General features: G+C 62.7%; 12 protein-coding genes. 4 read left to right on the forward strand and 8 right to left on the reverse strand.

Annotated elements, in window-relative coordinates; all coding sequences use genetic code 11:
* Window positions 1–85 precede the first annotated feature (85 nt).
* The 6 genes from rnhB to AX756_RS13095 form a co-directional block, all read right to left on the reverse strand.
* Window positions 86–766 (reverse strand): ribonuclease HII, encoded by a 681-nt coding sequence (rnhB, locus tag AX756_RS13070; protein ID WP_438938401.1) that lies wholly within the window; start codon window positions 764–766, stop codon window positions 86–88.
* Entirely contained in the window at window positions 756–1361 is a 606-nt protein-coding gene (locus AX756_RS13075; RefSeq protein ID WP_068311997.1) for a glutathione S-transferase family protein, read from the reverse strand. The genes rnhB and AX756_RS13075 overlap by 11 nt, the downstream gene beginning before the upstream one ends.
* Before the next feature lie 81 nt (window positions 1362–1442).
* Window positions 1443–2474 carry a DNA polymerase III subunit delta gene (holA, locus tag AX756_RS13080; RefSeq protein WP_068312000.1) on the reverse strand — a complete coding sequence of 344 codons (1032 nt, stop codon included), beginning with the start codon at window positions 2472–2474 and terminating at the stop codon, window positions 1443–1445.
* A complete protein-coding gene (locus tag AX756_RS13085; protein ID WP_068312003.1) occupies window positions 2471–2968 on the reverse strand; it encodes a hypothetical protein in 498 nt (165 codons plus the stop codon). The genes holA and AX756_RS13085 overlap by 4 nt, the downstream gene beginning before the upstream one ends.
* Window positions 2955–5558, reverse strand: coding sequence for a leucine--tRNA ligase (gene leuS, locus AX756_RS13090; protein WP_068312007.1), 2604 nt, complete (start codon window positions 5556–5558; stop codon window positions 2955–2957). Before leuS ends, AX756_RS13085 begins: the two co-directional genes overlap by 14 nt.
* 91 nt (window positions 5559–5649) lie before the next feature.
* Window positions 5650–6147 (reverse strand): DUF3576 domain-containing protein, encoded by a 498-nt coding sequence (locus AX756_RS13095; protein WP_068312009.1) that lies wholly within the window; start codon window positions 6145–6147, stop codon window positions 5650–5652.
* Window positions 6148–6384: 237 nt separating this feature from the next.
* Here AX756_RS13095 and AX756_RS13100 point away from each other — a divergent pair, with 237 nt between their 5' ends.
* The 3 genes from AX756_RS13100 to AX756_RS13110 all read left to right on the forward strand — a co-directional run bounded on the left by AX756_RS13100 (window position 6385) and on the right by AX756_RS13110 (window position 9704).
* Complete coding sequence (locus tag AX756_RS13100; RefSeq protein WP_068312011.1) at window positions 6385–7473, forward strand: porin; 1089 nt, start codon at window positions 6385–6387, stop codon at window positions 7471–7473.
* 103 nt (window positions 7474–7576) lie between these two features.
* Window positions 7577–9049: a tetratricopeptide repeat-containing sulfotransferase family protein gene (locus AX756_RS13105; RefSeq protein WP_068312014.1), complete on the forward strand. Its 1473-nt coding sequence runs from the start codon at window positions 7577–7579 to the stop codon at window positions 9047–9049.
* A gap of 1 nt (window position 9050) precedes the next feature.
* Window positions 9051–9704, forward strand: a complete 654-nt coding sequence (locus AX756_RS13110) for a YggS family pyridoxal phosphate-dependent enzyme (RefSeq protein WP_068312018.1) — start codon at window positions 9051–9053, stop codon at window positions 9702–9704.
* Window positions 9705–9707: 3 nt separating this feature from the next.
* On the opposite strand, the gene AX756_RS13115 is transcribed toward AX756_RS13110, so the two are convergent.
* Window positions 9708–10202: a L,D-transpeptidase family protein gene (locus tag AX756_RS13115; RefSeq protein ID WP_068312021.1), complete on the reverse strand. Its 495-nt coding sequence runs from the start codon at window positions 10200–10202 to the stop codon at window positions 9708–9710.
* On the reverse strand, window positions 10199–11281 hold the full coding sequence (gene ribA, locus AX756_RS13120) for a GTP cyclohydrolase II (protein ID WP_068312024.1): 1083 nt from the start codon (window positions 11279–11281) through the stop codon (window positions 10199–10201). The genes AX756_RS13115 and ribA overlap by 4 nt, the downstream gene beginning before the upstream one ends.
* 165 nt (window positions 11282–11446) lie before the next feature.
* On the opposite strand from ribA, the gene AX756_RS13125 reads away from it, so the two are divergent.
* Window positions 11447–12133: a response regulator transcription factor gene (locus AX756_RS13125; RefSeq protein ID WP_068312185.1), complete on the forward strand. Its 687-nt coding sequence runs from the start codon at window positions 11447–11449 to the stop codon at window positions 12131–12133.
* Window positions 12134–12237: the final 104 nt, after the last annotated feature.

Consider the following 12237-nt stretch of genomic DNA (forward strand, 5'->3'; position numbering starts at 1 on the left):
GCCTCGTCCCGCGCCCTGTTTTTGGTGGCGTCGTGTTGCAGACAGAATGATTCATTGGTGATTCGGCGTCAAATTCTTTATTGAATCAAAGGCTTGTCGAATTCTCTTGATACAAGATATTGCGCACCGGGGCGAAGGAACGCCTATGATGTGGGGTTACCCCAAGATCTCGGAGTGCCTTTTTATGCTCAGCCGTCGGGTATCCGGCATTGCGTTCCCAGCCGTAGCCGGGATGCTGTTGCGCCAAATCCACCATCAGGCGGTCGCGCGCCACTTTTGCCACGATCGAGGCCGCCGCGATGGACAGACATTTCGCGTCTCCCTTGACCACGGTCTGCCCCGCGCAGGTGAGTCCCCGGGGAGTCATGTTGCCGTCGATCAGGGCAAGGTCCGGGAGCGCGGGCAGGCGCTCCAGCGCCCGCAGCATGGCCAGGTGGGAGGCGCGCAGGATGTTGACAGCGTCGATCTCCTCCACCCCGACATGCACGATTGCGACCTGCGCGGTTTCGAGGATCAGATCCGCCAGCACATCGCGTTTCTTCGCACTCAGCTTCTTGCTGTCGTTCAAGCCTTCCGGAATGGCGTCCGGGTCCAGAATGACAGCGGCGGCGGTGACGGGACCGGCCAGCGGGCCGCGCCCGACCTCGTCGACACCGGCGACGAGGCGCGCACCACCCTGCCAGGCGGCTTTTTCAAAGGAGAGATCGGGCTTCATCGCAAGGGTCTTTGGATTGGCGCCAAGACTGGGGACGGGGTCAATCCCCATCGCCGCCTTCCGCCGCCATCGCCCGTTTCAGGGCAGGGCGGTTGCACATGCGTTCCAGATAATCCGCCAGTTTCGGCTCGACGATGGGAAAACGCGCGGTCTGGGCCCACATGCCGCAATGGGCCAGGATGATGTCGGGCACGGTCATGCTCTCGCCCATCAGGTAAGTGCCCTCGCCCATGCGGCTGACCAGCGTTCGCTGGCTGCGTTCGAACTCCCATTTCAGGCTCTTCTTGATCGCGCTTTCGCGCAACTCCTCGGGCAGGATGAAGCTGTGCCGTGCGGCCATCCACAGTGCCGCGTCGAACTCGTCGAGCAGGAACTGGGTCAGGCTGTCCTGCCGCGCGCGCTCGAGGGTGCCGGCGGCAAAGGTGAAGTTGTCGTGATGATCCGCCAGATAGGCGAGGATCGCCGTCGAATCGGTGATCGGCGTATTGTCCACGACCAGCACGGGCACCTTGCCCGTCGGGTTGACTGCAACGACATCCGGGGAACGCGGCGCGGCGGCGACAAGCTCGTAGGGTAGTCCCAGCTCTTCGAGCATCCAAACGACGCGCAACGTGCGGCTTTGGAGCTTTCCGATCACTGAGTACATTGGCTTCCCTCCCCTTGATTTCGCCACGCTGTCACGGACAGCGGGAAGGGTAAAGATCGAAAGCGGAGCGTCGTCGCCGCGTCAACGGCGGGCGGATTTCAGCATAGAGAGGCGGATGAAAAGCCGCTCCACCAGCGCCATCTGCGGTGCCGTCTGGCCGCCGGAGCGCAGCTCCAGATCGGTGTCGACAAGCTGCGCCAGCGCGGTTTCGAGCTTGTCCCGGCCCCATTCCTGCGCCTGCCGGATCATGCGGTCGCGGCGCGGCCCGAAAATGGGCGGGCGCTGGCGTGCGATGCCGGAGGAGGGGCCCTTGGGGTCGCAAGCGGCGGAATGCAGCGCGCGAAAATGGCGGGTGGCGCTGATCACGAGGAAAACGGGCGCCTCGCCCTGTCCGTCGAGCTTCTGGATGAGCGGACCGATCTCGCGCACGCGGCCCTCGGCAACGGATTGCAACAGGTCGTCGACGGCGGCCTCGATAGTGGCGGGGGCAAGCTGGGCGATCTCTTCGCTGGTGAGCGGGGAGGGGTCGCCGATCTTGTAGAGGGCGATCTTTTCCAGCGTTTGGCGAAAATCGCCTGGATCGAGCGCGCGGCCAAGTGCCTCGAGATCGGTCATCGCGTTGCGGTCGATTTCATTGAGGCCGGCGCGTTTCAGTTCCGACTCAATCTCGGCACGGCTGGGCGGGTCGTCATAGATCGCGGCGCAAAGCGCGTTCTTGTGGCTTTCGAACAGCTTGCGCAGCTTGGAGCTTGCCTTGAGCATACCGGCGGTCACGACGATCATCGCGTCGCCCTCATGCCATTCGCCCAGGGCGCTGGAGATGGCGTCGAGCTGTCCGTCGGCGGCGTCCTCCACCAAAACGGCGCGCTGGCCGGGAAAGAAGCCCACGGCCTTGACCGCATCGAGCAACGCGGCACCGTCGCGGCGGAGTTCCGGCCCAGAGAGCCGGGCGAGGCGCATTTCCTCGTCGCCATTGGGGCCGATCAGCGTGGCAATCAGGTCCTGTCGCTTGATGGCGACCCGCATCGCGTCCGCCCCGTAGATCAGGATGCCGGCACGACGCGTGTCCGGATTGGAGAAGAAGGCATTTGCGTCGCGCCCGGAAAGTTTCACGGCAGCCAGCTCTGCGCCGTTGCCATCAGCTCGGTCACGACCTGATCGGCAAGGATGATCATCAGCCGTTCCTGGGCGTTGGTCGTGGACGCGGCGGTCGCCACTGTGGTCCCGAGCGCAGAATAGGCCACGAAATTGCGCACGGTTCCGCTGGTGACAGTTGCCTGGCTGGCCTGGTCGACCACGGTATAATCCAGCTTGCCGGTGAGGTGGTAGCGATAGGTCGAATCGTCGGGGGAAACGGCCAGTCCGTCATACCCGTAAGTGACCGTGAAGGTCAGCCGATAGGGAGCGGAGTCGTTACGGCTCAGCCGGGTCTCGATCCGATCCACGAAAGCATAGCTGGGCTTGTCATAAGGCGGGTTTGTCGTGAGCTGCCCGCGCAACCGGTCACCGGCGCCACCCGGCGCATAGGCCGGGGTGAAGCCGCAACCGGCCGTAAGCCCGGTGGCGGCGAGGGCGATGAGGACACTTCTGCGATCAGACAACGACATTCACGATCCGCCCCGGTACGACGATGAGTTTCTTCGGCTGGCCCCCGTCCAGTGCCCGGATCACCGCGTCATGAGCAAGCACCAGCGCCTCCACTGTCGCCTTGTCCGCGTCCTTGGCAACCTCCAACTCGCCGCGCTTCTTGCCGTTGATCTGGATCGGCAGGGTGATGGTGTCATCCACCAGCATGGCCGCGTCCGCTTTCGGCCAGGGCGCGCGGGCAACGAGCCCTTCGCCGCCGAGCATGGACCAGACTTCCTCGGCCAGATGTGGCGTCATCGGCGACATGAGCTGCGCCATAACGCGCATGGCCTGTGCCTTGGCACCGGTGGTGGCCTTAGACTTGGCGACCGTATTGGTAAAGCCATAGAGCTTGGCGATGGAGGTGTTGAACGCGAAGCCCTCGATCCCGTCGGTCACGTCGGCAATCGCGCGATGGGTGGCCTTTTCGAGGGCGCGGTCCTCCTCGGAGGCCCCGTCCGGGGCCGCCTCGTCGGCCCGCTGGCGGAGTTCCTCCGCCAGGCGCCAGACCCGGCCGAGATGCTTGTAGGCGGCCTCGGCGCCAGAGGCCGTCCATTCCACGTCGCGTTCCGGCGGGCTGTCGGACATGACGAACCAGCGCGCGGTATCGGCGCCGTATTGGGTCACGATGGACACCGGGTCGACCACGTTCTTCTTGGATTTCGACATCTTGGCGGAGGGAATCACTTCTACAGCCTCGCCCGTGCCCTTGACCACCACGCCGGATTCCGTCCGCTCGACGTCTTCGGGCAGATGGTAGATCGGGCGGTCGTTCTCGTCGCGGGTCAGGTAGATCTCGTGGGTGACCATGCCTTGGGTAAAGAGCGCGTTGAACGGCTCCTTACATTTCTCCGGCAGGTGCCCGGTCAGGTGCATCGCGCGGGCGTAGAAGCGCGAATAGAGCAGGTGCAGGATCGCGTGCTCGATGCCGCCGATATACTGGTCGACATTCATCCAATAGGCGGCCTCTTCGGCCACGGTCGGCGTTTCCGCGCGCGGCGCGGTGAAGCGGGCGAAATACCACGACGAATCGACGAATGTGTCCATCGTGTCCGTCTCGCGTCTTGCCGGCTTTCCGCAGCGGGGGCAGGGAACGTCGCGCCAGCTCGGGTGACGGTCCAGCGGGTTGCCGGGAACGGAGAAGTCGATCGGCTTGCCGTCTTCATCATAGGGCAGCTCGACGGGGAGGTTCTCGCGATTCTCCGGCACGACGCCGCAATCACCGCAATGCACGACCGGAATTGGGCAACCCCAATAACGCTGACGGCTCAGCCCCCAGTCCCGCAGGCGGAACTTGGTGACGCCTTGGCCCAGACCCTTCGCCTCGAAGAGGTCGATTGCCGTCGCGATTCCCTCTTCGCCCGTCTGGGTCTCCGCTCCGGCAAAGCCCTTGACGTAACTTACCTTTTCGGACTTCAGCGGCACATAAGCCTCACCGCCATCCTCGGGCGCTGCGAAACCTTCGGCCGGTTCAACCGGTGCATAGGTCGAGGTCACCGGCAGACCGTATTTGCGAGCGAATTCGAGGTCGCGCGCGTCATGGGCCGGGCAACCGAAAATTGCGCCGGTGCCGTAATCCATCAGGATGAAGTTGGCGATATAGACCGGCAGCTCCCAGCTCTCGTCGAGCGGGTGACGCACCTTGAGCCCGGTGTCGAATCCGCGCTTCTCGGCTTTCTCCAGCTCCTCCTCCGAAGTGCCCATGCGGCGGCACTCGGCGCAGAACGCGGCGATCTCCGCGTTATCCGTCTCCAGCGCTTTCGCCAGCGGGTGGTCGGGCGAGATGCCGACGAAACTCGCCCCCATCAGCGTGTCAGGGCGAGTCGTGTAAACCTCAACCTTGTCAAAACCCTCGGGCGCATCCACCGTGTCGAAGGCGAATTGCAGGCCACGGCTCTTGCCGATCCAGTTGGCCTGCATCAGGCGCACCTTCTCGGGCCAGTCTTCCAGACCGTCCAGCGCGTCCAGCAGTTCCTCGGAGAAATCCGAGATCTTGAAGAACCACTGTGTCAGTTCCTTGCGCTCCACGAGCGCCCCGGAGCGCCAGCCGCGCCCCTGCTCGACCTGCTCGTTGGCCAGCACCGTCATGTCGACCGGGTCCCAGTTCACGACGGCATTCTTGCGATAGATCAGGCCGGCATCGAGCATGTCGATGAACATGCGTTGCTGCTGGGCGTAATATTCCGGATCACAGGTGGCAAACTCGCGCGACCAGTCGATGGAGAGCCCCAGTGGCTTCATCTGCGCGCGCATGTCGGCGATATTGCTGTAGGTCCAGTCCTTCGGGTGGCCGCCCGAAGCCATGGCGGCGTTCTCGGCGGGCATGCCGAACGCGTCCCAGCCCATCGGGTGCAAGACGCTGAAACCACAGGAAGATTTGTAGCGCGCGATAACATCGCCCATCGTGTAGTTGCGCACATGGCCGATGTGGATGCGCCCCGACGGGTAGGGGAACATCTCGAGGACGTAGTATTTGGGCCTGGCCGGGTCGCGGACGGCCTTGAAAATACCGGCATCCTCCCAGGCAGCTTGCCATTTGGGTTCGATGATGGACGGGTCCAGACGGGACATCGCTTACCTCGGCTCACGGAGACTTCTGTTCCGCGGCTTGATAAGCGTGTGCCCGCCCAGCGTCCAGTGCGGCTTTGCCGCCCCGGAAGTCTCAGAGACGGGTGTGCTGGATCCGCATTTGGCGCGCTCGGGTCAGGATGGCATCCTCGACGGCGCGCACCGTGTCGGGATCGGCCGGGCCGGAGCGGGTGTTGAGCGAAACCTTCAGCGAGCGCGCATCCAGCGCCGGATCGGTGACATAGACGGTCGCCCGGTAGGCGCGGCCACCACCGGGAGGTGTGCCGTATCCGGTCACGATCACGCCAGAGAAAGGATCGACTCGCTCGACGGGCAGGAAATTCAGGATATCCATCGACGCCAGCCAGATGTAGCGGTTCACTTCCAGCGTGGTATTCGCGTCGTCGAGATTCGTGAACAGATCCCAGATCGTGTCGCGCTTGTTGCCGTCGTCGTCCACTGCGGGGTTGTACTCGTTGGGAAGCTGGCTGGTATCCACATCCGTGGATATCCTGCTGCCCCAGCCACAGCCGGAAACGATGGCCACACAGGCCAGAGCGGTCGCGGTCTTAGTTACCGATGCGAAGGTCATGCCCTCTGCCCCCCGAAGCATTGTTTTGGCAGTGTGTAACCGAGCCTTTAAGGCCTCACAAGACTTTAGAGCCTCGGCAGGGTTTCGCCACTGTGGCAAAGCTGCACCAAATTCCGCAAGCTGACTCTGCGCACTCATCGCTAACTTGCAATCAAGGCTCTGGGGAGCGAGACACTCCTCATACCCAATTCGGATTCCCGGGTTGAGGTGAACTCTTGAGATACACGAGGGAAAACGATGAAAAAGGTTCTTCTCACTTCGACCGCTCTGGTTGCCTTTGCAGGCGCAGCTGCCGCTGAAGTTACGATGTCCGGCTCTGCCGAAATGGGTGTCATTGGTGGCGAAAATATCGAGACGCAGTTCCTGCAGTCGATCGACGTTCGCTTTTCGCTGTCCGGCGAGACCGACAATGGTCTGACGTTCGGTGGTAGCATCGATCTGGACGACGTTGCCGACTCCGCTACGTCCTCTCCGTCGGGCCTGGGCGACCAGACCGGCTTTGCTGACTTCACGGTCTTCGTGTCCGGCGAGTTCGGCACCGTGACCATGGGCGACACCGATGGCGCTCTCGACTGGGCGATGACCGACGCTGCCTCGATTGGCAACCCGGGTTCCATCGCGGACAACGAAACCGGCCACCTCGGTCGTCAGGACACCTACTTTGACGGTGCCTATGACGGTCAGATCCTCCGCTACGACTACGCCTACGAAGGCTTCGGCTTCGCAGTGTCCGTCGAGCAGGACGACCGTTCGGACGCCGAACTGGACCAAGACGCCATCGACGCGGGTCTCGCCGCGGGTGATCTGGATCGCGGCGACTACAACTGGGCCGTTGGTGTCAAGTGGTCTGGCGAAGCTGGCCCCGGCACTGTCAAGGTCGGCGCTGGTTACCAGGCCACCGACTATGCGTCGCTGACCCTGGGTACCGACGACAACAACATCACGCTCAACTTCAATACAGACGCTACCGTCTGGGGCCTGTCCGCTGGCTACTACATGGACAACGGTTTCTCCATCGGTGGTACCTACTCTGACTGGAGCGCCGACGGTATCGACGACGGCTCGCACTGGGCGATCGGTGCTGGTTACGCCTTCGACGCCTTCTCGGTCCACGCCAACTACGGTGAGCACTACTTCAAAACCGATGGCAGCGACAAAATCGATGCGTCCGGTTGGGGTCTTGCCGCTGGTTACGACCTCGGCGGCGGTCTGTCCGTTCTGGCTGGCTACGGCTACTCCGAGCTCGAGATCAAGGACGGCGCTACTGGCGACAAGTCGAAGGGCGACACCAGCAACTGGTCCCTCGGTCTGTCCATGTCCTTCTGATCTTCGATCAGAGACTGTTTAGGGAAGAGCGGGCATTGCCCGCTCTTTTCTTTTTGGGCCGGAGAATGTTAGCAGGTGTCGAACATCCAGCAGGTCGGCCCTTATGCTTCCAGTCAATCCCGCGCGTTTTTCTGAGCTTTTCCACAAAACTCAAGCGCTTGAGAAAGCCGGACGGCTTGATGAGGCCCGCGACCTTTGCCGCAGGCTGATCGCCGCGGCGCCGCAGCGTGTGGAGCCACATTTCCAACTCGCCCGGATCGAACGCCGCGCCGGGGATATTGCAGCCGCAATTGCCCATTTGCGCGATGCCAGGGCGTTGAAGCCCAAGGAACCGGCTATCCTCGCGGCACTCGCAGACATGCTGTCGGCCCATGGCGATGACGAAGAAGCGCTCCAGATCCACGACATCCTGATCCGCGCCGCCCCGCGCGATGCGCGCTACCTGATCGACAAGGCACTGGTATTGCAGCGGACCGGCGCGTTCGAAAAGGCCGAAACCACGCTCCGCAAGGCGCAAGCGCTCGACCCGTTGCGGGGAGAACCCTACCGGATGCTCACCGCCAACCGGAAGGTGAAGCCGGGCGACCCGTTGATCGGCAAGATGAAGGCGGCGCTCGGGAAAAAGAATCTCTCCCGGTCCGCGCGTGTCGAGATCGAGTTCGCCTTGGCCAAGGCGATGGAAGACACTGAACAATATGGCGAGGTCTTCCGCTACCTGTCTCCCGCCAACGCGACAATGAAATCGGCCTATGGTTATGACGTTTCCGACCGGCATGCGGAGGTGAACGGTTTGATCGAGGCCTTTCGTGATTTCGATTTCACGCCCACCAGGCAGGTCGATGACAAATTCGCACCGATCTTTGTAACCGGCCTGCCCCGTTCGGGAACGACCCTTGTCGAGCAGATCCTGGCAAGCCACTCGCAGGTGACGAGCGGCGGCGAGATGCCCTATGCCTTGCGCTTGTGTTACGACGCAATCGGGGACCCGGGGCGGGGCTTCACGCCGATGGCCAAGGTGGCAGGTGACAAGATCACGCGCCTTGCCGAACAATACGAAGCGGCGGCGCGTTCCAGCGTCTCCTTCGACCGGATCGTGACCGACAAGGCGATCCAGTCGCACTTGGTAATGGGCCTGCTGAAGATGGCGATTCCCTCGGCGCGTTTCATCGTCGTGCGCCGTGATCCGCGCGACCTGCTCTATTCCATCTACAAGAACCTGTTCGCGCAGGGCACGCATCGCTACGCCTATGATCTGGAGGATCTCGCGAAATACTACGCGAGCTTTCTGCAGATGCTGGATTTCTGGCGGGAGAACCTGCCGGGCGGTTTTCACGAGGTCCATTACGAGGAACTCGTGGCGGATCCGGAGACGCAGTCGCGCGCGCTGGTTGCCGCGGCCGGGCTGGAATGGGAGGATGCATGCCTCGAATTCCACAAGAGCCGCAGTTCGGTGAAAACCTTGTCGGTTCAACAGGTTCGCCAACCGATTTACCGCAGTTCGGCGCAGGCCTGGCGCCGCTACGAGACCGACTTGCAGCCGTTGGTCGACGCACTTGAACGGGAAGGGGTGCTCTGAAATGGGGTTGAAAGAGATTCGCGAACGGATTCTGGCGGCAGAAATCGCAGCCGGTCGTCCGCAGGGGGCAACCGAATTGATCGCGGTGTCGAAAGTGCAGCCACTGGAGCGGGTAGAGGCTGTTCTGGAGGCTGGCCACCGCGTCTTCGGCGAGAACCGGGTGCAGGAAGCGCAGGGCAAGTGGCCAGATTTCAAGGAGCGTTTCGACGGCGTGGAACTGCACCTGATCGGCCCACTTCAGACCAACAAGGCCCGCGCGGCCTTCGAGCTGTTTGATGTCATCCACTCACTGGACCGTCCGAAGCTGGCCACCACCTTTGCCCGCCTTGCTGATGAAACCGGGCACTGTCCGCCCGTCTTCATCCAGGTCAATACCGGTGAGGAGCCGCAAAAGGCCGGCCTTTTGCCAGCGGAGACCGATGCCTTCGTGACGCAGGTGCGTGATCTCGGCCTGCCGCTGCGTGGCTTGATGTGTATTCCGCCAGTTGACGAGGAGCCGTCTTTGCATTTCGCGCTGTTGGCAAAGCTTGCCGAGCGCAATGGCTTGGAGGGCCTTTCCATGGGCATGAGCAGCGATTTCGAGAGCGCGATTGCCCTTGGCGCGACCCATGTCCGCGTCGGCTCGGCGATCTTTGGCGACCGGGATTACGGCTGAGCTTCAGGGAACGATCAGTCGGGTTCCCGGGGGAAGCTCAGGAAGCAAGGCAAGCAGGCGATCGCGGCGAAAGGCGATGCACCCTTCCGTCGGATGGCGCGGCTTGTGCCAGATATGCAGGAAGATCGCTGATCCGCGTCCCGGTTGCGCATCCGGCCAGTTCCAGTCTGTCGTCAGGATCACGTCATAGAGCGGATCGGCCCTGCGCAGGGTTTCATGGCTGAAGCCATGCGGTGCCTGGACGTGGTGGTTATAGGCCGGATCGCGAGAGTCATCCGACCAAAGGTCGCGGGGGCCAATCGGAACTGCCCAAGGCGCCGGGTGCGGGAGGCGATCCGGGCGATACAGCAAGCCGGTAATGACATGCGTGCCGCGCGGTGTCGCGCCGTCGCCTTCGCGCTTGTTGGATCGGATGCCGCCGCGCCCGATGGCAGCTGGCAGAAGCCTTCCGCGGAAACGGATGCCGCGCGGCGTCAGGACAAGGTCCCGCGGTGTCACAACAGATGGCCCGATTTCGCCGCCTTGGTTGCGAGGTAGGCGGCATTCTCGTCGGTCTTGCCAACCTTGAGGGGCACGCGTTCGGTGACCTCGATTCCCTGCGCCTGCATCATCTTGATCTTGGCAGGGTTGTTGGTCATCAGCCTCACGGACGAGAAACCCAGTTCCCGCAACAAAGCGGCACCGATACGAAAATCGCGTTCGTCATCCTCGAAACCCAGCCGGTGATTGGCCTCGACCGTGTCGAAGCCCTGATCCTGCAGGGCATAGGCGCGCATCTTGTTGGCCAGCCCGATGCCACGCCCTTCCTGGTTCAGATAGAGCAAAACACCGCTGCCCTCTTTCCCCATGGCGGCCAGAGCGCCGCGCAACTGCGGGCCACAATCGCATTTGAGCGAGCCCAGCAGGTCGCCGGTGAAACAGGCCGAGTGCAGCCTTGCCAGAACGGGCGCGGACCGGTCCGGTTGGCCGATTTCCACCGCGTAATGCTCTTCGGCGCCGTCATCGGGGCGAAAGATATGCAACCGCCCAGACTCGGCCAATGCCATGGGCAGGCGCGCGGAGACGACTTCGTCATAGCTGGCCCCTTCCGCGGGTTGCAGGTCGGTCGCGAGATCCAGCTCGGTCAGGTTCAGTTCGCGCGCAAGCGCCGGATCGGCGCATGGCCGAACCAGAACGGCGGGCAAAAGCCGCGCCTGCTTGGCCAGCGCAATCGCCGCGCGGTGAAGGGCGGCGTCCCCGCCGCGTTCCGTGCGAAACGGACCCTTCATCGGTGCCGAGAGGTCATCGGCCGGGTCTGCCACTGTCTGCACCCATTCGAGTGTCGCGTCCGAGGGCAGGCAGATCCTTGCAAGGTCACCGTCATACGCGCGCGCCTTGAGCGTCTCCGCCCGGCGGGCCGTGATCGCAAGGACCGCGTTACCATCTCCGGCCATATTGGAAAAACGTGCTTCGTCGAGTGTTTCGGTGGCAACGATCAGAGCCGCCTCACCGCCTGCGCGCAGGCACACGGGCAGGCCCATGCGCAGGTCGGCGCGGGCGCGGGCACGGCGTTCGGCGGGGGTCGGTGAAAGCGACATGGGGCCTCGAATGCTTGGCTGCAGCGCGATAGCATGTAACGAAACGACCCGGAAGTTGAAACAATTCCCCGTTGCTTCACACAACGCCGTGAACCGTTTGCAGCATTTCTTGCCGAAAGCGTCAACGCTCCGCATCTGGGCAGGAAGGCAAAGGAAGGAATGACGATGGCTAATCTGAAGAAGATCCTGCTCGTCGATGACGACGAGGACCTCCGCGAGGCGCTCAGCGAGCAACTCGTTATGACCGAGGATTTCGACGTATTCGAAGCTGGCAGCGGCCATGAGGCGATGGAAAAAGCCAAGGCCGGAATCTACGATCTGGTTATCCTCGATGTGGGCTTGCCCGACACCGACGGGCGCGAGCTTTGCCGGCTGATGCGCAAGCAGGGGGTGAAATGCCCCGTGCTGATGCTGACGGGACATGACAGCGACGCCGACACAATTCTGGGCCTTGATGCGGGCGCGAATGACTACGTCACCAAGCCCTTCAAGTTCCCGGTTTTGCTGGCGCGGATCCGCGCGCAGCTTCGACAGCACGAGCAATCCGAAGATGCCGTGTTCCAGCTCGGCCCGTACACGTTCAAGCCGGCGATGAAGATGCTGGTGACCGAGGATGACCGAAAGGTCCGCCTGACGGAGAAGGAAACGAACATCCTCAAGTTCCTGTATCGGGCGACCGAGGGCGTTGTGGCGCGCGACGTGCTGCTGCACGAGGTCTGGGGTTACAACGCGGGTGTCACGACCCATACGCTGGAAACCCATATCTATCGCCTGCGGCAAAAGATCGAGCCGGACCCCTCCAATGCGCGCCTTCTGGTAACGGAATCGGGCGGATACCGCCTGGTTGCCTGAACGCGCATCCGGGCAGCCTTACGCTAAGGAATGTATTAACCATTGCCGGGTTACAATCCCCTTGTCGCGTCGGGGTTATGGCGTGGCAACCTCCCTGTTGGACT

Source organism: Aliiruegeria sabulilitoris (assembly GCF_001558155.1).
Lineage (GTDB): Bacteria > Pseudomonadota > Alphaproteobacteria > Rhodobacterales > Rhodobacteraceae > Tropicimonas > Tropicimonas sabulilitoris.